Raw genomic sequence first — 23333 nt, 5'->3', positions numbered from 1 at the left:
TTAAATCCCTTTTAGCTTTTAAAAGGGATTGCAATTTAAGATTTATTTTTTATTTGACTTCAAAGTAATTGAGATTAATCCCGTTGTTTTCAAAGATAATTCTGATCTTGTTTTCTCCTTTTTTAAGCTTCAGACCTTTTGCGGAAACGGTTTTCCAAATTTCATTTCCGCCAGTGGAATTCAGAGAAAAAGTAGCCAGTTGCTTTCCGGATGCATCTTCAATTCTGATCTTTGCGTTGTTATTGCTCGAATATCTGAGGTCAAAACCATAGGCTTTATCGGCTTTTGCATTGATGGTATACTGAAGCCATTCTCCTTTTTCAGTTTTTCCGACATAATATTTGTTGGTGATTTTATCATGACAAAGGTAAATGTCTACACCGTCATTTCTCATTTGATTCCCCGAGTTCCATTCAGATCTTTTAGCAGGATCGCTCACCCAAAGATTCACGTAATCATTATCCTGATAGGCAGAACCTATTCTTCCCAAATCATATTCGGAAGCGAAAACTCTTCCCGGAACGACATTATTTTTAAATGGTTTTGTGGAATTATCCGTCGTTTGTCTGAACATCGCATCAATCACATCATTTTTAACTTCCGTATTGCTGAATTTATAATTGTCAGCAATTTTCATCAAAGCTTTTGTTGCGAATTCTTTAGATGGTTTTTCACCGCCATTTTTCCAGTAATCTAATAATTTCTGATATTCAGGTGTAATTTTTACGTTGGTAATTCCTGCAATATTATCAATTTTCTTCATTGGCCAGAACGCGTAACCGATATTATGTTGATCCAAAAGTTGAATCAATTCTGTAAACCAAACGTTGGAATTTTCTCCCGTTTCTCCCAGCCAAATCGGGATATTATGCTTTTCTCTTAAATCTAAAATAGATTTTAAAGTAGCATCGTCATTATTATTCCAATATTTATGAAAGCTGAATACCAGATTTCTATCCCAGAGTGGCGTCAGTCCGTTATAATTATTTCCCCAGCCGTTTCCTTCAAGAATAACGATGTGTTTTTGATCAACCGTACGAATGGCTTCTGTAATATCTTTTTGCAGCTTCCAAAGCGGAGCATTCGACATTTCATCCGTTCCGTTCGGGTTTTTTCCTGTGAAATTAATGTTGGGTTCATTTATTAAATCATACCCACCAATCCAAGGTTCATTTTTATATCTTTCTGCTAATTTTTTCCAAAGAGCAATGGTCTTTTTCTGATTTTCTTCGCTTTCCCAAAGTGATGGTTTAGATTTATCATTATCAGAAATATTGACGTCATTTCCCTGTCCGCCAGGCACGGCGTGAAGATCGAGGATTAGATACAATTTATTGTCGGCGCACCATTTCAAAAGATCATCTGTCATTTTAAAACCTTCTTCCAGCCAGGTATTTTGTCCTTTTACTGGCTCTTTTTCAATCGGTAAAGTATACAGATTATAATGCATCGGAAGCCTGATTGAATTGAAACCTGCTTTCTTCAGAAAATCAATATCCTGCTTCGTGATACCGTTTTTCAGATAGGCTTTATAGAAGTTTTCCATTCCGTCTTTACCGATCAGTTCAGCAATTTTTTCTTTGATTTTGTATTGTGGACCGGCAAAATCCGCCGTTTTCAGCATATAGCCTTCCTGCAGCATCCATCCTCCCAATCCGAGACCTCTGAGCTGAATGTTTTCACCTTTATCATTAACAATTTTTTGACCATCCGTTTTTAATAATTGCGATGTCCCAAATTGAGACAATAATAAAGCGGATAATAGAATGGATCTTTTCATAGTCGTTTTAATTTATTTGAATAGTAGGGGTTTTTAAAAGAATACTTTTTAAAGTATTGACAAATATATTTAAAAATTATTGAATAGAAATTAAAAAAATAACGCAGAAGAAATAATTAATAAATATTTGATACTTTAGATGTTATAAATAATTTCATCTATTAAATTAAGAGGTAAGCTAAAATAAAACGAGCTGCTTCATTCCCGAAACAGCTCGTTGATATCAATATAAAATGAATAAAGATTTCAGGTTAAGAAATCAATTTCATAATCTGTAATGCTATTTTTAAAGCTTCCGTTCCGTCTTCAATCGAAACTTCCACATGCTTATCTTCCGTAATAGAATCTGCAAAAGAATTTAATTCATCCAAAATCGCATTATTCGACTGAATATTTGGATATTCAAACAAGATCTGATTCTTTTCACCTTCTGCATTTTCAATAATCATATCAAATGGAGTAGGGTGCTCAGGCGCATCTTTCATTCGGATCACTTCTGCTTTTTTCTCAAGGAAATCAACTGAAATATAAGCGTCTTTCTGGAAAAAACGACTTTTTCGCATGCCTTTCATCGAAATTCTTGAAGTCGTAAGATTAGCAACACAGCCGTTTTCAAACTCAATTCTTGCATTGGAAATATCCGGAGTTTTACTCACGACACAAACGCCGCTTGCATGAATATTTTTAACTTTAGATTTGACGATGCTTAATAAAATATCCAGATCGTGAATCATCAGATCTAAAACCACAGAAACATCCGTTCCGCGAGGATTGAATTCTGCCAGTCTGTGGATTTCAATAAACATGGGATCTTTAATATATTCCTTTGTCGCGATAAATGCGGGGTTATATCTTTCCACGTGCCCAACCTGTGCCTTAATCCCGTTTTCCTGACATTTACGAAGAATTTCTTCAGCCTGTTCAAGCGTTTGCGTTACTGGTTTTTCAATGAAAAAGTGAAGACCTTTTTCAATCGCTTTTAACGCATAATCATAATGATAAAGCGTGGGGGTCACGATATCCAGCATATCGATCTGATCCAGCAAATCATCAAAATTTTCAAAATATTTATATCCGAATTCGGCCTCTAATTTTTTTCCGTTTTCTACATCTTTATCATGGAAACCTACAAATTCATATTTATCTGATTGATTCAGAAGTCGTAAATGTATTTTTCCTAAATGTCCGGCTCCTACCAAACCTGCTTTTAACATAGCTGTATTAAATTTCTGTAAAGATAATGATTTTAGGTATTGGGCAATAGATGATAGGTTTTAGGTTGATAAATTATGAATGTTTTTTTATTTTTGTAAAAACTGTAACCTATAACCTAATAGCTACCCTCTAAATGACGCAGGATTCGTTTGTACATAAAGGAAAAAGAAAGATTTTAGTAGATTATCTCCGAAACAGGATCGGAATCTCTGATGAACGTGTACTTTCGGCAATGAATCAGGTACCGAGACACCTTTTTATCGAAAGTATTTTTGAAGATTATGCCTATGAAGACCGTGCCTTCCCGATTTTGGCACATCAAACCATTTCACATCCGTCTACCGTTGCCGAACAGTCTGAACTGTTGCAGGTAAGAGAAGGCGAAAAAGTTCTTGAAATCGGAACGGGTTGTGGTTATCAGACTGCTGTTCTATTAGCAATGAAAGCCCATGTTTACACGGTTGAAAGACAAAAAGATCTTTTTGATTTTTCAAAGAAAAAACTTCGCGAAATGAATCTCTATCCAAAATTTCAGAGCTTTGGGGATGGTTTTGCCGGGCTTCCGACTTTTGCACCTTTTGACAGGATTATTGTGACCTGCGGCGCTTCTGTTTTACCCACGGAATTATTAAAACAATTGAAAGTAGGCGGAAAAATGGTGATTCCATTAGGCCCGACCGATGAACAGGTTTTATACCGATTTACCAAAGTTTCTCCCACAGAATTTGAAAAAGAAGAATTTGGAGCGTATAAATTTGTACCGATGTTGGGAAGCACAAATCAATAATATTGTTTAGAAAAGTGAAGAATCTATAAAGAATTGTTAGGCGCGCTGGTCTCAAACACCAGTTGTTTATCATATCAATAGGAACGGGCTTTAGCCCGTTTGCATAATCAAATTTTCGTGGTTTGGCTTTAGCCTAAACTTATTTTTACAGGATTATTTCATAATTTTATAGGATAATTAAGGTAAAATGAATTCCGATATCCAAAATTATAATACTTCTCAATCAGAATCTGATCAGATGATTTGCGAAAAATTATCAGAGCTCATCAATGAAAATCTGACTGATGCGGAATCTAAAATCTGGCATGCTCATCCCGTTTGGTTTCTTGATGAAAACCCAATTGTAGGATACAGCAAGCAAAAGAAAGGAATTCGACTGATGTTTTGGAGCGGAAAATCTTTTAATGAAGAATTCTTAAATATCAATGGCGAAAAATTTCAGGACGCTTCGGTTTTTTATAATAATATTGCTGAAGTGAATGAAAATGATATTAAAAAAAGTCTTGAAAAATCAAAGGAAATTCAATGGGATTATAAAAATCTTGTCAAAAGAAAAGGAGAGCTGATTCTGATAAAAAAATAAATTTTAAGAAAGGTTCGGAATGATAATTGAATTCAAAAATTAGAATTTATTTAATAATAATGAGCATTTTGAATGACAATCAATTTTTATATATTAAAGTTAAACAGAACCTTACTTTTTTAGGAGTGAGGTTTTTTATTTGAGAATAATAATCAAAATAATAAACAAAATAGAATGAAAGTTTTCGTAAACAAAAGAATTCCCGAAATAGGAATTAACATGCTGAAAGATGCGGGATTAGAAGTATTCATCCCCGAACATGATACTTTATCACATGATGAATGGCTAAGCTACTGCAAAGAAAATGATGCGATTTTAAGCGTTGGAGGTGCATTTAAATACGATCAGGATTTCTTCAATGAATGTCCGAATATCAAAACAATTGCTTTGTATTCTGTGGGATTTGATCATGTGGATATTAAAGAAGCCAATCAAAGACATATCCCAATTGGGAATACACCGGATGTATTAAGCAAAGCGACTTCCGATGTTGCCTTTTTATTAATGCAATCGGTTGCAAGAAGAGCGAGTTTTAATTTTGAAAAAGTAAAGAGCGGAAATTGGGGCGATTTTGATCCGCTTCATGCGCTAGGTCAGGAATTATACGGAAAAACATTAGGGATTTTTGGATTGGGAAGAATCGGTTTTGAAATGGCTAAAAAGGCTCAAAAAGCGTTTGATATGAATATTATTTATCACAATCGCCATCATAATGAAGAAGCGGAAAGAGAGCTTAATGCAAAATATGTTTCATTTGATGAACTCATCGAGCAATCGGATGTTTTAAGTATTCATGCGAATTTCAGACCTGAACAAAAAGAATTGTTCAACGCTTCTATCTTCGAAAAAATGAAACCGAACGCTATTTTTATAAACACGGCGAGAGGTGGTTTCCATAATCAGAAAGATCTGTATGACGCATTGGCTGAACATAAAATCTGGGGCGCGGGACTGGACGTAACGAATCCTGAACCGATTTTCAAAGACGACCCTATTCTGGAGCTTTCCAATGTTTGTGTACTGCCACATATCGGTTCTGCGACTATTGAAGCCCGCGACGGAATGGCGAGATTAGCCGCTGAAAATATTATTGCCTATTCAAAAGGAGATAAGCTTCCGCATTGTGCGAATCCTGAAGTGTATAATAATTAGTAAATATTAAAATTTTATTTAAATTTTCCTTTTGATCGAGCTTGGAATCATTTTTGAGGATTAAAAATTACACTAAAATATTAATATTATGATAGCAGAAGATAATCCTAAAGAACAGGAAAGAAAATTGGAACAAATGGATTATAATCCGAACGAAGATATTTTCAATCAGGAAAAACATATTCCTTTAGATGGCGACGGACATCCTATTTTTAATGAAAATGAAGATGATGACAAAATAGATAAAGGATTGGATATTCCGGGAGTTGATGACGATGATGATATGGAAGAAATTGGTTCCGAAGATGAAGAAAATAATTACTGGAGCTTAAGTGATAATGATGACGACCACGAAGAAGAAAATGATGATGTTTTAACTTAAAAGTTCTCACTTTATATAAATGACCTTGCTGAATTTCAGTGAGGTTTTTTTGTTAAATTTATATACATTTTCAACCACAAAAATTCCCCTCCCTTGGAGGGGTGGATTCGACCGAAGGAAGAATACGGGGTGGTTCAATAAAACACAAACAATTAAAAACAAAAGTGATGAAAGAAAATTTAACTGAAATCAATGGAATTCTCATCTACAAGAACTTTATAGAAAATTTACCCTACAATCCAAAATTAAAACCCTTGCTTAGCGGAAAACGAAAAGCTGGAATTCTTAGTGAAGTTTTATTTTGGAGACAAGTTCGTTCCAAAACATTTCATCAAATAGATTTCGACAGACAAAGAATCATCGGAAATTTTATTGTTGATTTTTATGTGAAAAATTTAGGATTAATCATTGAAATCGATGGTTGGAGTCATGACAATAAAGAAGTATATGACGAAGTAAGAGAAATTTATCTTGAATCTTTAGGATTAAAAATTTTCAGAATTAAAGATTTTGATGTGAAAAATAATTTATCCGTTGTCATGACGGATTTAGAAGATTTCATTATTGAAAATTATAAATACTAAATCAAATTATCCATAAACTTTTTAGCGGTGTGAAAATTCCCCTCCCTTGGAGGGGTGGATTCGACTGGAAGGAGAAGACGGGGTGGTTTAAAGAAATACAATAACTAATCATTTATTATAATAATCTTCTCAAAACCACCCCGGCAAAAATTCGAAGAATTTTCGCCACCTCTCCAAAGGAGGGGAATTCAGTACGCCATTGAATTTTCACACATTATTTGCACGAGTTTTCCAAATTGAATATCTTTAAAACTTTGAATTTTCAAATAACTTTTAACGTTAAACATAGAACTTTAAACTGCCATATGACATTCCAGGAACAGATACAGCAGGGTATTCCCAACCAATTGCCGCAGCCAAAACCATACGAAACCAATATCAACCATGCTCCGAAAAGAAAGGAGATTTTAGGCGAAGAGGAGAAAAAACTGGCATTGAAAAATGCTTTACGTTACTTCGAACCCAAGTTTCATGCGGAATTATTACCGGAATTTAAGGAAGAACTAGAAAAATACGGAAGAATTTATATGTATCGTTTTCGTCCGGATTACGAGATGAAAGCGAGAGATATTGCAGAATATCCCGGGAAATCGGAGCAGGCAAAAGCAATTATGCTGATGATTCAGAATAACCTGGATTATGCCGTGGCACAGCATCCTCATGAATTAATTACCTATGGTGGAAACGGCGCGGTGTTCTCGAACTGGGCACAGTATCTTTTAACGATGAAATATCTGTCTGAAATGACAGACGAACAAACATTAACCATGTATTCCGGGCATCCGATGGGATTGTTCCCGTCTCACAAAGATGCTCCAAGAGTCGTTGTAACTAACGGAATGATGATTCCGAATTATTCTAAACCTGATGATTGGGAGAAATTCAATGCGTTGGGTGTGACGCAATACGGACAAATGACGGCTGGATCTTATATGTACATCGGTCCGCAAGGGATTGTTCACGGAACGACGATTACGGTGTTGAATGCGTTCAGAAAAATTAATAAAGAACCAAAGGGAGGATTATTCGTAACGTCAGGATTAGGCGGAATGTCCGGAGCTCAGCCAAAAGCAGGAAATATTGCGGGTTGCGTTACGGTGATTGCAGAAGTCAATCCTAAGATTACCAAAATCCGTCACGATCAGAAATGGGTGAATGAAATTCATGAAAACATTGATGAACTGGTAGAAAGAGTCAAAGAAGCTCAGGAAAGTCAGGAAACGGTTTCGTTGGCGTATTTAGGAAATATTGTTGAGGTTTGGGAAAAATTTGCTGTGGCAGGTTTAAGAATCGATATTGGTTCAGACCAGACTTCACTTCACAATCCTTGGGCAGGTGGTTATTATCCTGTCGGACAAACGTTTGAAGAGTCTAATGCCATGATGGCTGAAGATCCGGAATTGTTCAAAGAGAAAGTTCAGGAAACGTTGAGAAGACACGCGGCGGCCATTAACAAGCATACAGAAAAAGGAACCTATTTCTTCGATTACGGAAACGCATTTTTGTTGGAAGCATCAAGAGCCGGAGCCGATGTCATGGCGGAAAATCCTACGTTAGGAAGAGAATTTAAGTTCCCTTCTTATGTTCAGGATATTATGGGACCAATGTGTTTTGATTATGGTTTCGGACCTTTCCGTTGGGTTTGTACAAGCGGAAAACCGGAAGATTTACAGAAAACAGACGAAATTGCCTGCCAGGTTTTAGAGGAAATGATAAAAAATTCTCCTGAAGAAATCCAACAGCAGATGAAGGATAATATCCAGTGGATTAAAGGTGCCCAGGAAAATAAATTGGTTGTTGGTTCACAAGCAAGAATTTTATACGCTGATGCAGAAGGAAGAATGAAAATCGCAGAAGCTTTCAATAAAGCCATTAAAAATGGTGAAATCGGAGCGGTAGTTTTAGGTAGAGATCATCACGATGTTTCGGGGACGGATTCGCCATACAGAGAGACTTCCAATATTTATGACGGTTCGAGATTCACGGCAGATATGGCGATTCACAATGTGATTGGCGACAGTTTCCGTGGGGCAACGTGGGTTTCCATTCACAATGGAGGTGGCGTTGGATGGGGCGAAGTCATCAACGGAGGTTTCGGAATGTTGCTCGATGGAACCGATGATGCCGACAGAAGATTAAAATCGATGCTTTTCTGGGACGTGAACAACGGAATTTCAAGACGAAGCTGGGCAAGAAATGAAGGTGCTGTTTTCGCCATCAAAAGAGCAATGGAAGCAGAACCCAATCTGAAAGTAACGCTTCCGAATTTTGTGGATGAGCGTTTGTTTTAAATAAAAATTCCCCTCCATTGGAGGGGTGGCATAAATTCGAAGAATTTTTGACGGGGTGGTTTATCACTACTTTATTTAGTTTTCGTACAGACCACCCCGTCTTCTCCCTTTGGTCGAATCCACCCCTCCAAAGGAGGGTAATTTCTGCAGGTTCAAGTGAAATCTCTCGACGAAGCTGGGCAAGAAATGAAGGCGCTGTTTTCGCCATCAAAAGAGCCATGGAAGCAGAACCCAATCTGAAAGTTACACTTCCGAATTTTGTGAATGAGCGTTTGTTTTAAATAAAAATTCCCCTCCATTGGAGGGGTGGCATAAATTCGAAGAATTTTTGACGGGGTGGTTTATCACTACTTTATTTAGTTTCCGTACAGACCACCCCGTCTTCTCTCTTTGGTCGAATCCACCCCTCCAAAGGAGGGGAATTTCTGCACGTTCAAGTGAAATCTCTCGACGAAGCTGGGCAAGAAATGAAGGCGCTGTTTTTGCCATCAAAAGGGCCATGGAAGCAGAACCCAATCTGAAAGTAATGCTTCCGAATTTTGTGGATGAGCGTTTGTTTTAAAACTTTTTCATATCGATTTAGCAAGGAATTCAATAGTGTCATCTCTACCGATGGCAATTTGTCTGGTCTTAGGGTTTAATGAAATTAAAGGTAAATCTTTGGTAGTATGAATGATAGAAGAAACCTGTTTACCTGACCAGATTTCTTTGATTTCATCAACTATTTCTCCGGTTCTAAAATTGATGATTTTTGGATGTTCATAGAAAGTCCAAGCGAAAGTATCATCTATAATCATCAAGTTTCCTCCGATAACACATTCAGGATTAATAATATCTGAGACAGTATTTGTTGTAAGATTCCATATACCGATTTGCCCATTTTGAAGTTGGTCGGGGGAATTATCATCGAAGGGTTCCATGTCATTAGAGGCACCGATGAGTACAAGTTCATTATTAATAAAACTTGCCGTGCTTATTTCGGTATTAACTTCAGGGTTAAGTTTACTTTGATCTAAAGCCTTGGGATTTTCAATACATTCTTCAATATCAAAAACTTCTACATAATCAAACGGATGCCAAGCCCAACCTTTGCTTAAAAGAGTCTTATTATCCGGACTTACTTCCAGTCGCGAATGAAAAAAATCTGAGGGATCTCTATCAATATGGTTGGTCAATATCAATCCCGTCTCAACTTCTTCAAATTCCAATCTGTTATATTCATTCGGGCAATGGATCAGAATATCTCTTCCGTCATTAAGTTTAGCAAATGCTACAGGATATTCGTAAACTTCTGCATGATAATAAGATCTGTTGATTTCCCTTAGGATTTCTCCATTCTTCAATAAAAGACCTTTTGTACCAAGTCTTTTATAAACAACTGAATACACGCCATCTGAAGAGTTGATCGCACTGTCAAATGAGAATGCCAAATAATAATTTCCAAGCTTTTTAATCTGCCCATCGGGTAAAAATATCGTTCCTGAATGTGCCCAGTCTATCAGATAGTCGCCTGCCCAGGTTAATGTTGAAAAATGAACTTCCTTGATGGTATGTCTTTCCATAGTCAATGGTTAATTATAGTTTTTTTAATATTTTAAATTACAATTCATGTATTACTAGCAAATATAGCCTAATTATAAAAGGGAAACCAATCATGTAGTTTATGATATTAAAGAGAATTCATGCTCATAAAATCAAAAGATAGTATTGGACAAAACCTACTTCGAAGGTTTTTTATTTTTGGAAGTGGTGATTTGTAGTTATAAAGCTTCTACTCATAATACCAATAAAAGAATACTTCCTCTCTGTCGGCACAAATCCTTTCAATTGTCTTATTGTATACAGAGTCTTCAAGATCAAACTCGTTAATAATTTTTCGGATTTCAGATTCATATTTCTTTTCTTTAGTCATCATGTATTTTCCACAGAGGCATTTCGCAACATCCATTTTAGAATTATGATAGCTAAATCCTTCATGCTCTCTACCGAACACGGATATTTCATACTCTTCTGAACAATCAAGAACAATAATTTTCTTCGTGTAATTAGGATTAATTATTCTGAAGAGTGCAAATAGTATAAAAACAATCCCAATAATTTTTAAAAGTCTCTTTTTATTCATACGCTGTTAAAAATTCTAAAATGAAATATATGGATTTTACTGCTAATGTTTGCTTACGGATTGCAATCCAAAAAATCAGATTTCTAATTATAGGCAAATATCCTAAATATTTGTTATTGCGAAGAGTAAAACCTGCTTTTAGGCAGGTTTCTTTATTTTAAACTATTGAAAAATATTTGTTTTTACGCTGGTGCGAGCATCTTATTTATGGATGCAAGAGCTTGGAAGCTAGCGCTAGCGGGTTAAATTAAAATTTATCATAATTGAATATTTTAAGAGTATCTAAATACTTTTTTATCTTTTTTTCATTTATTTCAATTTCTCCAGAAATATTTAATGTAATAACATTAGACTTTGTTTTAGTGAAAAGATGAATTAACATTTTCATTTTTTCATTTTCTTCGAATCTTTTTATCCAATGTTCAAAAAAGTCAACATAATTAAATTTTAAATAAATATCATCAAATATTACATAACCTCTTAAATCTGTTTTTGATGATTCTAATTCTTGTATAAATTCTTCTAATTCGATTTTAAGTATATGAAGTATATAATAATAAATTATTTGACCTAAACCATCAATTATACAAATACGATCTTTATCGAAAGTTATAAGTTTCTGGTTTAAGTATTTTTCTGAAAAAAACATTTCTTTCTTATATGTATCTGAATAAATATCAATAATTGAAATTTCAGATAATTTTTCTAAAAATTCAGTTCTTTCTCCTCTGAGAAAAAAATAATTATTATTAAAGCATTTATAATTTTCATTATAATAATAATCGCTATAGCTTGGATACTTGGTTAATGCTACATACAAGGTTTGCAGTTCATTATAAAAATCAATTGTCATATTTTAGTATAATTTAGAATTAATAATATTTGATTTCTTCAAATATATAAAACTAGTGTTATATTAATTTAAGTATTTCTACGGAAAATTATTTCAATTCCCAATCTTTATTTCCACCCAAAAACTTTTTACAAACATTACAAACACCTCTGTTTTACATCAAATACAAATTACATTTATCTAAAACAACCTTGTTTGTAATCAAATACATTTTACATTTATTTAAAACAAGGTTGTTTGTAACAAAATACAACTGTACTTTATTTCCAACATATTGTTTGGAATTAAATACTAAATTTTTATATTTGTTTCATGATGATTTTGCCATAATTAATAATAAAAACACAATTTTAATATGAAAATTACATTAGCTAGGCTAAGTACTAAAGACCTTGCGACTTTAGCACAAAGAATTATTTCAAATTCTCAATCGGGAAAATATCCTGTTATTACCAATCATCCACTTGTAACGGCTTTAGAAGCTTCTTATACCGAATACGACAAGGTGTATACGAAGCAGGTCTATAGCGGAAAAGGAACGGATGTGGCTACGGCAGATCGTGAAAGAGATTTGGCATACACCAATTTCAAAGGATTTCTTTATGGCTATGGAATGCTGAGTTCTGTTCCGAATTATCAGTCGGCTAGGGATTTGTATAGCGTATTTAAAACGTTTGGACTGAACCTGGATCGTTTAAGTTATTCTTCGCAGACGGCTCAGATCAAAAAGCTGATTGAAGCATTAGAAACGCCTGAAAACCGAAAGAAGATAAAGGCTCTTTCTCTGGAGACCGCTTTTGCGGAAATGAAAAACAGGCATGAATCTTTTGAATCTATGTTTGCAGAACAGGCGGAAGCAAATGCTGATCTTCGGCAGATGACCAGCGCATCGGCCATTCGAAAGGATCTGGAGAAAACACTGAAGGCGTATATTCATCTTGTAACGGTCATGAAAGAAGTGTCGGGCTGGAAACTGTTCTACAGCGACACCAATGAGCTGGTGAAAGCCGCAAGAAATTCTGATATCAACAGGAGAGACCGCAACAACAGTTCCGGTAAGAAATAAGTCATTCAAAACCTGCTTTATGCGGGTTTTATTTTTTACTTTAATAACGGAATTGATTATATTTGTATATAATATTGATATTTAAAAACATAAAATAATGATAGCAGAAATAGAAAAATTCATCGAAATCCGAGATAATATGGATGAGATTCTGAAAAATTCTCCTTTCAAAATGTCTTATATTATTGAGAAATCAGGAATTAAGACCCCTACATTTTTTAAGAAATTAAAGGAGAAAAGATTTACGGCGGAAGAGCTTTTGGTTATTTCTAAAACGATTGAACCCAAGCAGTGGCGCAACGAAACGAAAGAGGAAATTTTAGCATCTTTAAAACAGAGCGAGGAAGATTTTAAAAATGGAAAAGGTATTCCGGGTGAAGTGGTTTTGGCAAATATGAAAAAACGTATAGAAAATTATAAATCTGATGCGTTACGAAATATCTGATAAAGCACAACAAGACCTTTTTAATATTGAAACGTACCTTTTAGAAAAATGGGATGTATCTGTCTTGGAAGACTTTTTTGAGAAATTTCAGGAAACCGTAAAAATATTGTTGGAAAAGAAAGTTCTCTTTCAAAAATATGAGGACACCTATTTTCATAAGTATCTTCTTACAAAACATAATTCCATTATTTATAGTTATGGAGATGAAGTATTGTACATTCACAGAATCCTTCAAAATTTCCAAAAACCCGAAGACAATTACGAATCATTAAAATAGTAGGACAGACTATTAAATATAATAAAACAGAGAATTTTTAAATACCGACCATCATGACAGCAGAAATAGAAAAATATATAGAAATTCAAAATAATATAGATGAGATTCTGAAAAATTCTCCTTTTAAAATGTCTTATATTATTGAGAAGTCCGGAATTAAGAAGCCTACTTTTTTCAAAAAATTAAAGGAGAAAAGATTTACACCGGAAGAGCTTTTGGTTATTTCTAAAACGATAGAGATTAAAGAATGGCGTAATGAAACTAAGGAAGAGATTTTGGAGTCTTTAAAAAGGGCAGAAGAAGATATTAAAAATGGGAGAACAATACCGTTCGAAACATGGAAATCAGAAAGAGATGAACGTTTAAAAAAGTACAAAAGTGATGCAGATAGAGGTATTATCTAGTGCTGATTTGGACTTGAAAAATATAGAAGATTATCTTCTGAATAAATGGTCATATGAAGTTTTATTAGATTTTTATGAAAAGTATGACAGAGCATTAGATATTTTATCATCAGGGAAAGTATTATTTTCAAGTTATGAATAGACAGAATTCAGGAAATATCTTTTAACAAAGCATAATACTTTAATTTATAAAATTGAGAATAATGTCATTTACATTGTTCGTGTTCTTCAAAATTTCCAAAACCCAGAAGACAATTACGAATCACTAAAATAATACGATTAAAATAACGAACTAAACTAATGAAAAAACTAGGAATTATCGGCTGCGGTTGGTTGGGAACGCATATTGCAGAACGAGTGGCAGACCGCTACAAAATATTCGCTACGACAACCTCCGAATCTAAAATAGAAGAGTTTTCTTCAAAAGGATATCACCCCACATTGGTAGATTTTCCGGATGCTGCTTCTGAAATAAATGAATGGGAAGTCGCTTCAGAATTAGACGCGATTATCATTACGGTTCCGATTTCGGGAATCAGAGGCGCACAGATTTCGATGAAAGAAAGATATAACAACCTGTTACAATTTCTTGGAGATTATAAAGGTCAGTTGTTTTTGATGAGCTCTACAGGCGTTTATCCTCAAACAGAAGAAATAGAATTTACTGAAGAAGATCAGCCTGTGGAAAATGTAGAAAGCGAGAATTTTATTTTAGCGAAGTTCCCTAACGCCAATATTTTAAGATTAGCGGGATTAATGGGAGATCAACGATTGTTGAAGAATTATAATATCTCCCGACTGGATCAGTTGGTGAATCATATTCACTATGCAGATATTGTTTCGGTGGTTGACAAAATGCTGGACAATCAATCGGAGTCTAAAGTGTATAATGTGGTCGCGCCTATTCATCCGAATAAAGAAGAGATCATCAATGCCCAGAAAGATTTACCGTATTCGGGAGAGCGAACAACAAAAGGAAGATTGATTTCCCCAGCGAAATTAATTTCAGAACTGGATTTTGAATTTCAATATCCTGATCCGAGGTATTTTCATCTTTAAAAAAGGGTAGTATTTGTCATTCTGAAAGTAGCAAAGCCTATTGAGGAATCTTTAATACTATATGTTGAGATTCTTCCTTCCTCAGAATGACAAATACCTTTAATTTACATTTTTCCAGACCTTCTCCCACTTTTGTTTCCAGGATTTTTCATCTTTTTTATTGACAAAAGGTTGTTTTTTAGCAGGAATTACTTTGCCTGAGGACGTAAAGTCTATTTTTATTAAACCTACTTTCTCTCTGAAATGGGTTTGGGAGTCATTTCCAAAATAAGTGCTCCACCAATTTCCTTTTTTATCTTTGAAAAAGCCTGTTCCGCCTGCAGAAGGAACCGATTCATGACGATGTTCGTACGGTCCGTACAGGTTATCCGAAACTGCTAAACAGGTAGAATATCTTTCTTCATAATTATCTGCAGCTCCCAAATAATATTTTCCGTTTCTTTTGAAAAGTACAGCACCTTCATGACCGAGATCGTGCATGCCTCTGGCTTCACATTTTGGGGCATGATGAGAGGGATCCGTATCATAATCCGTAAAATCTACCTTTTTGAAAGGCCCTGCAAAACCACTGAGATCATCTTTGAGCTGTACAATTTCCTTGGCAGCTCCATAGGTGAAATATACTTTCCCGTCTTCATCCTGAAATAGAGTAGGGTCTATGCCATCGGCAATAGATCCTTTTTTCTCGAAAGCATTTATATAAGGACCTTCAGGTTTCCCGGAAGCACTTTTCAGAATCCCGATACCATTCGGGCACATACTGAAACAGATATAATAATTGTTTTTAATATAATGAATTTCAGGAGCCCAAACAGCTCTTACGGCTCGTTTAGGATGTTCGCGCCATTCTTTCACCCAATCTTCCGCATCTTTGTTAATATCCCATACCAATCCTACATAATCCCAGTTTTCCAGATCTTTAGATTTCCAAAGTTCCACGCCTGCGGTGTATGCCCAGATATTGTCACCTGAAGAACCTGTAAGGTAATAGTTGCCGTCTCCTCCAAGAGTAATCACGCCATCTCGCAAATGCAATTCGAGTGCGGGTTTTACGGGTGGAAGCAATCCTTTTTCTACAGCAGTTCCTTTCGTTAAGCCTTCAAAGTTGAGGTTGTACTCAGGGCGCGGATGATCTCCTTTATAACGCACTCCGTCTGTTCCGCTTCGCCAACCGCCATGTCCGTCTCCTGAAACTTTCTTTCCAGGACCGCTAATCGGCAGAAACTGTTTTGCCCAAACTGTATCTTTTGCCAATGGCGTATAGGTTTGTTGAGCAGACAAATGTTGGCTTATAAAGCCCGATACAAACAGATATACAATAACAGGAAATCTTTTCATAAGGATAATGTTTTAGAGCAAATGGTGAGATAATATCACTTTACTTGATGAAAACAAATATCTTAATCGTTTTTTGTTTGAGTATCCTGCGGGGACATGGTTAGCAATGCGATTACGAAGTTTATCATCCTGAGCGTGAAGCAGCCGAAGGATTTAATAAATAACCTGAATTTTTAGAATGATAAGTGCTGCTTTACAACAAAGTTTTTTATTTTTAAATCAACAATAACCTAGAAATAGAATTTATTATTCATGAGAAAATATCTTTTCAGCTTTATCTTCGGAGTACTCTTTTCGATTCCTGTCTTTGCCTGTCTGAATGGTGAAGAAATGATTTTAGCGAACCAAAAAATGTTGTATAGCGATTACGAAAGTGAAGTTCCTTATGGTCATGATTTTGCAGATAAAGAAAGCCTGAAAGTTTTTTTAGTATCATTAGAAAAAGGTTACCAAGAAACAAAAGATCTTGATTTTCTATCTGATAAAGGATTTGTTTTGATTATTTTAGGAAAGTATGAGGAAGCGATCAGCCTTTATAAGAAAATTGAGTCTTTAGAGCCGAACAGGTATTCTACGGCTTCCAATATAGGGACGGCTTATGAGCTGATTGGAAATAATACAGAAGCTTTGAAATGGATGGAGAAAGCAGTCAAAATCAATAAAAATTCTCATTTTAATTCTGAATGGATTCACATTAATATTTTAAAAGCTAAAATTAAAGGAGCGCAGTTTATAAATTCAAAGTTTTTGATTGGTCATGATTTCGGAAATGAGAAGTCTCCTACATCTGATTTAAATAAAGACGAGCTTTATGTTCTTAAAAAACAGATCTATTATCAACTGAATGAGAGAACATCTTTTGTAAAACCTGAAGATCAAATTATTGCTAATCTGTTATTTGATTTGGGAAATATTGCCTATTTATTAGATGAAAAAAATGATGCATTTGAAGATTATAAACTTGCTGCAAAATACGGTTTCAGTAATCCAATTTTAGAAGAAAGAATACATCTTTGTTCAACAATAAAAAGACTAAACGCAGGAGGTAAAATTGAAAAAGTAATAAGATTTAATACCAGAGAACCAAAAGTTCCTCAACTGATAGCAACTTTGATTTCTATTTTCACATTGTTGTTTGCAGGTTTAATTGTTTATAGATTTAGAGAGAAGATCAAGCTCATAATGAAATAATTTGAATCCTTTTCCAACCTTTTTCCCATTTCCAGCATCTTTAATATAAAAAGACAATATGAAAATCACGATACCAAAACCATGTCACGAAAATTGGGATGCAATGACTAAGGAAGAGAAAGGAAGATTTTGTTCGGTGTGTTCAAAAACAGTGAGAGATTTCACGGTCGCTACAGACGATGAAATAATTAATGCTTTTGCAAATCCTTCAGAGAAAAATATCTGTGGATATTTTGATGAATCTCAATTGGACAGGGATTTACAATATTCCCATATCAACTCACTTTTCATAAAGTTTGCGGTAGGTTTTATGTTGACTGCGGGAGGTTTTGTTTCGGTAAATGCACAGGAAAATAAAATTAATGATACTTTACAGGCTGAGAAATTAGAAGAGGTGGTTATTGCAGGGTTTAAAAAAACAACACATTCAATGGTTACCGGTAAGCCTTATATAATTTCAGACAGTTCTTTGGTCAAGTCTCAACAAGTTCAAAGTGGAAAAAAAGGTAAAGTGATTAGTTCTCAACTGAAAAATAGTATTGAAACGCAGAAGATAAGAATTGGAGGAGCATCTAGTTCTTTAAAGGAAGATCAAAAACCGATTGTTGTTTTAGACGGAAAAATGATTAGCCTTGAAGAATTTAGGAAAATTGATACTCAGTCAATAGAAACTCTTACGGTTTTAAAGGATAAGAAAGCAAAAGTTTTATATGGTGAAGACGGGAAAAATGGAGTGATTTTGGTGACGACAAAGAAAAAATAATCGACAACACATTTGAAAAAGTATACAGGTAAGCATTCAAACAAACAATTTATTTTATTCGGAGAAGATAATCTGGAAGTGGGAAGAATTGTAAATGATAGTAAATTTTATTCTTTTAATTTTTACATTTTATTATTATCCAAAAAGTATGAGATAAAAACAGTCGGGTTTTTGAACAGTAATTTGGAACTGTTTGATTTGAATAAAGTAGTTTATTTTACAGATTTTGGAAAGTGTAGAATCATTGAATCCGGCGAAACGAAAATTTACACATATAAATTTGGAAAGAAAAATAGGCTTTTTCACAAGGGAAAACCCGTTATTGAAATTCAAAGAGTGAAAAAATGGTTCAAAGATCCTATTTATTATCTTGAAATTGATGATGTAAATGATTTATTGGTGCTTTTCTTTCTATTTCATTCCGATAACGATTTTAATACAACTGGTGGTGGAGATTAAAAATAAAACCTCTGAGAATTTCAGAGGTTATAAAATATTTTAAAGCAAAATCCTAATTTTTAACAGCTTTAATCGCTGCTTCATAATTCGGTTCATGCGAAATATCCGCAACCTGCTCTTCATAAACGATTTTTCCTGAAGGATCAATCACAACAACGGCTCTGCTTAACAACCCTTTCATCACAGAATCTGTAATTTCTACACCGTAAGTTTTCCCGAAATCGGAACGGAAATCAGAAAGCATTTCAACATTTTTTATTCCTTCAGCACCACAAAATCTTTTCTGGGCAAAAGGAAGATCTTTAGAAATACAAAGCACCACGGTGTTCGGAAGATTAGCCACATCTTCATTGAAATGACGAACAGAAGCCGAGCAAACGCCTGTATCTACGCTCGGGAAAATATTCAAAATCATATATTTTCCTTTGTAAGATTCCAGCGTCTTATCTTTCATTGTGACGTCGGTAAGCGTGAATTTTGGAGCAGTTTTGTTTACCATCGGTAATTTTGCGTAGGTGTGTACCGGTTTTCCTCCCATTAAAACCTTATTTGCTGTTTTAGCGTTTTGTGCCAATGTGTATACTGAAAATAGCAATAACGCACTGAAAACGAATTTTGAAACCATGAATTTATTTTAAAACAAAATTATTCTTTTTTCAATTGTCAATTTAAAATTCAAATAGATTTAATCTATTTCTAATTTCACAGTCAGATCTTAAAAATTACCTCCCATCGCTTTGTATAACTCAATTGTCCGGCGAATTCCTTCGATTTGGCTTTTAGTCAATATTTTAGTGTCATAATATTGTCTTCCTATAAATTTAATTTTAGCATTTTTAGCATGCGCAAGAGCTTTAATTAATTCTTTATCAGGATCAGAAATGCTCTCATCAAACCACTCCCATATATATCCGCCATCTCCTGAATCCGTTTCAAGGTCTAAAGGAATATACTCATAAGCTTTTCCGTCGATTGAAAATTGTATTTTTTTAATGAATAACCATTCGTCAGAATAATATTGTACCCTAAACCGTAAATTACTTGGAACATTATTTAATGTTTGAAAGTAACAATATATACCATTCTGATTAGTATACTTCGGTGCAGATTTAGGTTGATACCAAACTTTATCTTCTGTAGAAAATTCATCTTTTTTCTTTGAAAAATACTCTTGAAGATTTTTAATTTTAGAACTGTCGATTTTATTAGTATCTATTTTTTCGGATTTATAACTGGAACTTTCTAATACTAGGTTAGTTAATTCTATTTCACGCTTCTCTCTGCTCTTAAAAGAAATATTCGTTATATCATTACCATTTTCATCATATACTTTAAAACTTAAAGGAATAGAGGTAAATCTAATATTAGATTTTCTCATTTGATTACTAACTTTTTCAGAAACAATAAATTTCTTAAATGCCTCAATATATGCGATAGTATCATTTTCTGCTTTAATTTCTTTCTCTTCTTCTACAATCTCGATTCCTCCAGATATTGCTTCTTTTTCATTTTTTTCAACATATTTATAGGTTTTTTTACAAGAAATTAAAACTGAAGTGGTGAGTAAATAATAAAGGATCTTTTTATTCATGGCTAAATCTTATTTTTTCAAAGATAAAAAGGTGTGACAAAAAGAAAATGTGGGTTCCCGTAGGATTATCCTTTAATATTAATTTTAATTCAAAAACCTAGTAAATAGAACAAATCTATTAAACAGCTATTTTTAAAATCAAATTTTCCATCTACCTTTATTCTATTCAAATTTTACACACTATTAAACATTAAAAATTTATGGATTCAGTAAAGACACCGTTATTTCATGAAATATTTAAATCAGAAAACGAAATTCCCGAAGAATATAAAGTTCCCGAAATTCATCAGAAAGTTTATCTCTTAAATGGAGAACTGGTGGAATGGAATGGGGAAGTTCAAAATATCTATTCCCCGGTTTGTATTCAAACTGAAAACGGACTGGAAAGAAAATTGCTTGGAAGCATCCCGAATATCGGTCCTAAAGAAGCGATGGAAGTTTTGGAAGCTTCAGTAAAAGCGTACAATAACGGACTGGGAGAGTGGCCGACAATGTCTGTGGAAGGCAGAATAAAATGTATGCAGAAGTTTGTCTATTTGATGATTCAGCAGAGAGATTTGGTCATTAGATTACTGATGTGGGAAATCGGAAAAACATTGGCCGATTCTACAAAAGAATTCGACAGAACCGTAGATTATATCAATCAAACCATCGATGCGCTGAAAGATCTGGACAGAGAATCTTCCCGTTTTCAGCAGGCTGAGGGAACGATTGCGCAAATCCGTAGAGCTCCGCTTGGTGTTGTTTTAAGCATGGGACCTTTTAATTATCCTTTAAACGAAATCTTCACCACGCTGATTCCCGCTTTAATTATGGGAAACACGATCTTGTTTAAACTTCCTAAACATGGTGTTTTAGCACATTATCCTTTGTTAAATGCCTTCAAAGAAGCTTTCCCGGAAGGAACCGTAAATACATTATACGGAAAAGGTTCAGAGATCATCACTCCGATTATGGAAAGCGGAAAAGTGAATGTTCTGGCATTTATTGGTTCAAGTAAAGTGGCGAATGGTCTGAAAAAACTGCATCCGAAGGTTAATCGTTTACGTGCGATCTTAAGTTTAGATGCAAAAAATGCTGCGATTGTAACTAAAAATGCCAATCTTGATGTTGCGGTAAGTGAATGTATTTTGGGTTCATTGTCTTTCAATGGACAAAGATGTACGGCGTTAAAGCTTATTTTCGTTCAGAAAGAGGTTGCTGAAGAGTTTACTCAGAAATTAACGGCAGCGGTTTCTGCTTTAAAACCTGGTTTACCTTGGGAAAAAGAGGTGAAAATTACACCGCTTCCGGAAGTAAACAAACCTCCCTATTTAAAAGAATGTATTGATGATGCATTAGCAAAAGGAGCGAAAGTTTTGAATGAAAATGGTGGGTTTACAGAAGAATCTTTTGTTTTTCCGGCGGTTGTTTATCCGGTAAACAGCGAAATGAAATTGTATCATGAAGAACAATTCGGTCCGGTAATTCCTGTGGTTCCTTTTGATGATATCGAAGAGCCGATCGACTATCAGGTGAATGCAGACCACGGAATGCAGGTGAGTATCTTTAGTGAAGATCCTTTGGAGGTTTCAAAATTGATTGATCCTTTTGTGAATCTGGTAAGTCGTGTGAACATTAATTGTCAGGCTCAACGAGGTCCGGATGTTTTCCCTTTTACCGGAAGAAAAGATAGTGCAGAAGGTACGCTTTCTGTTTTTGATGCGCTTCGTTCGTTCTCAATTCGTTCTTTGGTAGCCGCAAAAATTACAGATTCTAACAAGGAATTATTGAATACCATTGTGAGAGATCATGATTCTAATTTTTTGAGCACGGATTATATTTTCTAGAAAGTTTTAGTGTTTGAGAGTTTTAGAATGGGAGTGTATTAGTTTTCTTGTTTATTATTGAAACTCAGAAATATTTTATCATTATAAATCAAAATCCGCAATAGAGTATATTGCGGATTTTTTTTGATTCTAAAGAATCGTTTTTATTGAAAGAAAAGTTACTTTGTGGTTAAAAACCGACTTAAAACGCTATTCAAATCGTCGGCATGCGTGACATTTAAGCCATGTGGAGCACCGTCAATAATTACAAAATCGTTATCTGCAATTCCTTCAGCCGCCTGCTTTCCTGCGGTTTCTATTGGAACTATTTTATCGGCATCACCATGTACGATCAATGTTTTCACGTTTACATTCGGAAGCTCAGGACGGAAGTCTGTATTCGCCCAGCTTTCTGCACATTTTATGGTGGCAATCGGGTTGGCAAATGCGGCGATCGTCCAGTCATAATCCAGCTGTTTCTGGCTGACTGATTGAGAAAGCAGTCCGTAATTGTAAAAGTCTTTGTGAAAAGATTCTAGGAATGTAATTCTGTCGGTTTTCAGATTTTGCATAATCTCATTCAGTTTTTCTTGCGGAACACCGTCAGGATTGTCTTCTTTTTGTTTAACTAAAGGAATAATGGATGAAATTAAAGCGATTTTATCTACATTTTCGGAACCGTAATTGGTAAGATAACGAACCACTTCGCCGCCTCCCATTGAAAAGCCGAAAAGAATAACGTTTTTCAATTCTAATTGGATGATTAGTTCGTAAAGATCGGTTGTTAATCCATCATAATCATAACCCTCTGTGGATGGTGAAGATTTCCCGAATCCTCTTCTGTCGTACGAAATAACCCTGTATCCAAGATTAAGGAGCACAGGAATCTGCATTTCCCAGGATTTTCCGCTTAAAGGCCAGCCGTGAATTAAAATAATAGGTTGTCCGGAACCGAAATCTTCATAATATAATTGAAAATTTTTGTCGCTCTGTTTTGTAATGTAAGGCATATTTATATTTTTTGGTGTGATAGGTTAAACACAAATTCTGAGCCATGAAAACTAAGAATTCTGTTAAAAATAAAAGTGTGGTATTTATTTCTCTTGATTCGTAATTAACTTTTAGTATTCAGTTTGTAAAAATTTTTTATCACAAAAGGAGTAAAGGATTTTACACTTTTGTT

Annotated in this window: 24 protein-coding genes; 15 read left to right on the top strand and 9 right to left on the bottom strand. The window is 34.6% G+C overall.

The annotated features are described in order from the left end of the window. Window positions 1-49 precede the first annotated feature (49 nt). Both VUJ46_RS06175 and VUJ46_RS06170 read right to left on the bottom strand, forming a co-directional pair. On the bottom strand, window positions 50-1780 hold the full coding sequence (locus VUJ46_RS06175) for a cellulase family glycosylhydrolase (protein WP_326984131.1): 1731 nt from the start codon (window positions 1778-1780) through the stop codon (window positions 50-52). A 251-nt stretch (window positions 1781-2031) separates the two neighbouring features. Then, the gene (locus tag VUJ46_RS06170) at window positions 2032-2994 is read right to left on the bottom strand and encodes a Gfo/Idh/MocA family protein (RefSeq protein WP_326984130.1); all 963 of its coding nucleotides are present in this window, start codon (window positions 2992-2994) and stop codon (window positions 2032-2034) included. A 134-nt stretch (window positions 2995-3128) separates the two neighbouring features. Between VUJ46_RS06170 and VUJ46_RS06165 the strand changes: the two genes are divergently transcribed. The 6 genes from VUJ46_RS06165 (at window position 3129) to VUJ46_RS06140 (ending at window position 8774) form a co-directional block, all read left to right on the top strand. Further along, complete coding sequence (locus tag VUJ46_RS06165; RefSeq protein WP_326984129.1) at window positions 3129-3782, top strand: protein-L-isoaspartate(D-aspartate) O-methyltransferase; 654 nt, start codon at window positions 3129-3131, stop codon at window positions 3780-3782. A gap of 187 nt (window positions 3783-3969) precedes the next feature. Next, window positions 3970-4365 carry a DUF1801 domain-containing protein gene (locus VUJ46_RS06160; RefSeq protein ID WP_326984128.1) on the top strand — a complete coding sequence of 132 codons (396 nt, stop codon included), beginning with the start codon at window positions 3970-3972 and terminating at the stop codon, window positions 4363-4365. Window positions 4366-4539: 174 nt separating this feature from the next. After that, entirely contained in the window at window positions 4540-5517 is a 978-nt protein-coding gene (locus tag VUJ46_RS06155; RefSeq protein WP_326984127.1) for a 2-hydroxyacid dehydrogenase, read from the top strand. A gap of 88 nt (window positions 5518-5605) precedes the next feature. Beyond that, the gene (locus VUJ46_RS06150) at window positions 5606-5899 is read left to right on the top strand and encodes a hypothetical protein (protein WP_326984126.1); all 294 of its coding nucleotides are present in this window, start codon (window positions 5606-5608) and stop codon (window positions 5897-5899) included. Window positions 5900-6066: 167 nt separating this feature from the next. Next, on the top strand, window positions 6067-6483 hold the full coding sequence (locus VUJ46_RS06145; RefSeq protein ID WP_326984125.1) for an endonuclease domain-containing protein: 417 nt from the start codon (window positions 6067-6069) through the stop codon (window positions 6481-6483). 305 nt (window positions 6484-6788) lie between these two features. Further along, window positions 6789-8774 carry a urocanate hydratase gene (locus VUJ46_RS06140; RefSeq protein WP_326984124.1) on the top strand — a complete coding sequence of 662 codons (1986 nt, stop codon included), beginning with the start codon at window positions 6789-6791 and terminating at the stop codon, window positions 8772-8774. A gap of 569 nt (window positions 8775-9343) precedes the next feature. Here VUJ46_RS06140 and VUJ46_RS06135 read toward each other — a convergent pair. The 3 genes from VUJ46_RS06135 to VUJ46_RS06125 all read right to left on the bottom strand — a co-directional run bounded on the left by VUJ46_RS06135 (window position 9344) and on the right by VUJ46_RS06125 (window position 11749). Further along, window positions 9344-10336 carry a hypothetical protein gene (locus VUJ46_RS06135; RefSeq protein ID WP_326984123.1) on the bottom strand — a complete coding sequence of 331 codons (993 nt, stop codon included), beginning with the start codon at window positions 10334-10336 and terminating at the stop codon, window positions 9344-9346. Between the two features lie 209 nt (window positions 10337-10545). After that, window positions 10546-10896 carry a hypothetical protein gene (locus VUJ46_RS06130; RefSeq protein ID WP_326984122.1) on the bottom strand — a complete coding sequence of 117 codons (351 nt, stop codon included), beginning with the start codon at window positions 10894-10896 and terminating at the stop codon, window positions 10546-10548. Window positions 10897-11143: 247 nt separating this feature from the next. After that, window positions 11144-11749 carry a hypothetical protein gene (locus tag VUJ46_RS06125; RefSeq protein WP_326984121.1) on the bottom strand — a complete coding sequence of 202 codons (606 nt, stop codon included), beginning with the start codon at window positions 11747-11749 and terminating at the stop codon, window positions 11144-11146. 355 nt (window positions 11750-12104) lie between these two features. On the opposite strand from VUJ46_RS06125, the gene VUJ46_RS06120 reads away from it, so the two are divergent. The 5 genes from VUJ46_RS06120 (at window position 12105) to VUJ46_RS06100 (ending at window position 15000) form a co-directional block, all read left to right on the top strand. Continuing rightward, the gene (locus VUJ46_RS06120; RefSeq protein ID WP_326984120.1) at window positions 12105-12815 is read left to right on the top strand and encodes a DUF6261 family protein; all 711 of its coding nucleotides are present in this window, start codon (window positions 12105-12107) and stop codon (window positions 12813-12815) included. Window positions 12816-12912: 97 nt separating this feature from the next. After that, entirely contained in the window at window positions 12913-13260 is a 348-nt protein-coding gene (locus VUJ46_RS06115) for a hypothetical protein (protein ID WP_326984119.1), read from the top strand. Continuing rightward, a complete protein-coding gene (locus VUJ46_RS06110) occupies window positions 13241-13537 on the top strand; it encodes a type II toxin-antitoxin system RelE/ParE family toxin (RefSeq protein WP_326984118.1) in 297 nt (98 codons plus the stop codon). Before VUJ46_RS06115 ends, VUJ46_RS06110 begins: the two co-directional genes overlap by 20 nt. 53 nt (window positions 13538-13590) lie before the next feature. After that, window positions 13591-13941 (top strand): hypothetical protein, encoded by a 351-nt coding sequence (locus VUJ46_RS06105; protein WP_326984117.1) that lies wholly within the window; start codon window positions 13591-13593, stop codon window positions 13939-13941. Between the two features lie 300 nt (window positions 13942-14241). Beyond that, window positions 14242-15000 (top strand): hypothetical protein, encoded by a 759-nt coding sequence (locus VUJ46_RS06100; protein ID WP_326984116.1) that lies wholly within the window; start codon window positions 14242-14244, stop codon window positions 14998-15000. 99 nt (window positions 15001-15099) lie between these two features. On the opposite strand, the gene VUJ46_RS06095 is transcribed toward VUJ46_RS06100, so the two are convergent. Continuing rightward, the gene (locus VUJ46_RS06095; protein ID WP_326984115.1) at window positions 15100-16338 is read right to left on the bottom strand and encodes a family 43 glycosylhydrolase; all 1239 of its coding nucleotides are present in this window, start codon (window positions 16336-16338) and stop codon (window positions 15100-15102) included. A gap of 252 nt (window positions 16339-16590) precedes the next feature. Between VUJ46_RS06095 and VUJ46_RS06090 the strand changes: the two genes are divergently transcribed. From VUJ46_RS06090 to VUJ46_RS06080, 3 genes are read left to right on the top strand one after another with little or no spacing between them, the layout of a single operon-like run. Next, the gene (locus VUJ46_RS06090; protein WP_326984114.1) at window positions 16591-17529 is read left to right on the top strand and encodes a tetratricopeptide repeat protein; all 939 of its coding nucleotides are present in this window, start codon (window positions 16591-16593) and stop codon (window positions 17527-17529) included. 58 nt (window positions 17530-17587) lie between these two features. Further along, window positions 17588-18292, top strand: coding sequence for a hypothetical protein (locus tag VUJ46_RS06085; RefSeq protein ID WP_326984113.1), 705 nt, complete (start codon window positions 17588-17590; stop codon window positions 18290-18292). A 12-nt stretch (window positions 18293-18304) separates the two neighbouring features. Further along, entirely contained in the window at window positions 18305-18751 is a 447-nt protein-coding gene (locus VUJ46_RS06080; RefSeq protein WP_326984112.1) for a hypothetical protein, read from the top strand. A gap of 52 nt (window positions 18752-18803) precedes the next feature. Here the strand turns inward: VUJ46_RS06080 and tpx are convergent, their stop codons facing one another. Together tpx and VUJ46_RS06070 are read right to left on the bottom strand one after the other, a co-directional pair. Continuing rightward, the gene (gene tpx / locus VUJ46_RS06075; RefSeq protein ID WP_326984111.1) at window positions 18804-19376 is read right to left on the bottom strand and encodes a thiol peroxidase; all 573 of its coding nucleotides are present in this window, start codon (window positions 19374-19376) and stop codon (window positions 18804-18806) included. A 90-nt stretch (window positions 19377-19466) separates the two neighbouring features. Next, the gene (locus tag VUJ46_RS06070) at window positions 19467-20342 is read right to left on the bottom strand and encodes a hypothetical protein (RefSeq protein WP_326984110.1); all 876 of its coding nucleotides are present in this window, start codon (window positions 20340-20342) and stop codon (window positions 19467-19469) included. Window positions 20343-20542: 200 nt separating this feature from the next. On the opposite strand from VUJ46_RS06070, the gene VUJ46_RS06065 reads away from it, so the two are divergent. Continuing rightward, a complete protein-coding gene (locus VUJ46_RS06065) occupies window positions 20543-22171 on the top strand; it encodes an NADP-dependent glyceraldehyde-3-phosphate dehydrogenase (protein ID WP_326984109.1) in 1629 nt (542 codons plus the stop codon). 158 nt (window positions 22172-22329) lie between these two features. On the opposite strand, the gene VUJ46_RS06060 is transcribed toward VUJ46_RS06065, so the two are convergent. Further along, window positions 22330-23160 (bottom strand): alpha/beta fold hydrolase, encoded by an 831-nt coding sequence (locus VUJ46_RS06060; RefSeq protein WP_326984108.1) that lies wholly within the window; start codon window positions 23158-23160, stop codon window positions 22330-22332. Window positions 23161-23333: the final 173 nt, after the last annotated feature.

It is taken from the genome of Chryseobacterium sp. MYb264 (assembly GCF_035974275.1).
In the GTDB taxonomy this organism is placed as follows: domain Bacteria; phylum Bacteroidota; class Bacteroidia; order Flavobacteriales; family Weeksellaceae; genus Chryseobacterium.
The sequence above is the reverse complement of the archived record's forward strand: the minus strand, read 5'-3'. Positions and strand labels throughout refer to the sequence as shown.

Bases quoted from the DNA above. Each gene is read 5' to 3' on its own strand.
- VUJ46_RS06175 (WP_326984131.1), bottom strand. From the start codon at position 1,780: ATGAAAAGATCCATTCTATTATCCGCTTTATTATTGTCTCAATTTGGG.
- VUJ46_RS06170 (WP_326984130.1), bottom strand. From the start codon at position 2,994: ATGTTAAAAGCAGGTTTGGTAGGAGCCGGACATTTAGGAAAAATACAT.
- VUJ46_RS06165 (WP_326984129.1), top strand. From the start codon at position 3,129: ATGACGCAGGATTCGTTTGTACATAAAGGAAAAAGAAAGATTTTAGTA.
- VUJ46_RS06160 (WP_326984128.1), top strand. From the start codon at position 3,970: ATGAATTCCGATATCCAAAATTATAATACTTCTCAATCAGAATCTGAT.
- VUJ46_RS06155 (WP_326984127.1), top strand. From the start codon at position 4,540: ATGAAAGTTTTCGTAAACAAAAGAATTCCCGAAATAGGAATTAACATG.
- VUJ46_RS06150 (WP_326984126.1), top strand. From the start codon at position 5,606: ATGATAGCAGAAGATAATCCTAAAGAACAGGAAAGAAAATTGGAACAA.
- VUJ46_RS06145 (WP_326984125.1), top strand. From the start codon at position 6,067: ATGAAAGAAAATTTAACTGAAATCAATGGAATTCTCATCTACAAGAAC.
- VUJ46_RS06140 (WP_326984124.1), top strand. From the start codon at position 6,789: ATGACATTCCAGGAACAGATACAGCAGGGTATTCCCAACCAATTGCCG.
- VUJ46_RS06135 (WP_326984123.1), bottom strand. From the start codon at position 10,336: ATGGAAAGACATACCATCAAGGAAGTTCATTTTTCAACATTAACCTGG.
- VUJ46_RS06130 (WP_326984122.1), bottom strand. From the start codon at position 10,896: ATGAATAAAAAGAGACTTTTAAAAATTATTGGGATTGTTTTTATACTA.
- VUJ46_RS06125 (WP_326984121.1), bottom strand. From the start codon at position 11,749: ATGACAATTGATTTTTATAATGAACTGCAAACCTTGTATGTAGCATTA.
- VUJ46_RS06120 (WP_326984120.1), top strand. From the start codon at position 12,105: ATGAAAATTACATTAGCTAGGCTAAGTACTAAAGACCTTGCGACTTTA.
- VUJ46_RS06115 (WP_326984119.1), top strand. From the start codon at position 12,913: ATGATAGCAGAAATAGAAAAATTCATCGAAATCCGAGATAATATGGAT.
- VUJ46_RS06110 (WP_326984118.1), top strand. From the start codon at position 13,241: ATGCGTTACGAAATATCTGATAAAGCACAACAAGACCTTTTTAATATT.
- VUJ46_RS06105 (WP_326984117.1), top strand. From the start codon at position 13,591: ATGACAGCAGAAATAGAAAAATATATAGAAATTCAAAATAATATAGAT.
- VUJ46_RS06100 (WP_326984116.1), top strand. From the start codon at position 14,242: ATGAAAAAACTAGGAATTATCGGCTGCGGTTGGTTGGGAACGCATATT.
- VUJ46_RS06095 (WP_326984115.1), bottom strand. From the start codon at position 16,338: ATGAAAAGATTTCCTGTTATTGTATATCTGTTTGTATCGGGCTTTATA.
- VUJ46_RS06090 (WP_326984114.1), top strand. From the start codon at position 16,591: ATGAGAAAATATCTTTTCAGCTTTATCTTCGGAGTACTCTTTTCGATT.
- VUJ46_RS06085 (WP_326984113.1), top strand. From the start codon at position 17,588: ATGAAAATCACGATACCAAAACCATGTCACGAAAATTGGGATGCAATG.
- tpx (WP_326984111.1), bottom strand. From the start codon at position 19,376: ATGGTTTCAAAATTCGTTTTCAGTGCGTTATTGCTATTTTCAGTATAC.
- VUJ46_RS06070 (WP_326984110.1), bottom strand. From the start codon at position 20,342: ATGAATAAAAAGATCCTTTATTATTTACTCACCACTTCAGTTTTAATT.
- VUJ46_RS06065 (WP_326984109.1), top strand. From the start codon at position 20,543: ATGGATTCAGTAAAGACACCGTTATTTCATGAAATATTTAAATCAGAA.
- VUJ46_RS06060 (WP_326984108.1), bottom strand. From the start codon at position 23,160: ATGCCTTACATTACAAAACAGAGCGACAAAAATTTTCAATTATATTAT.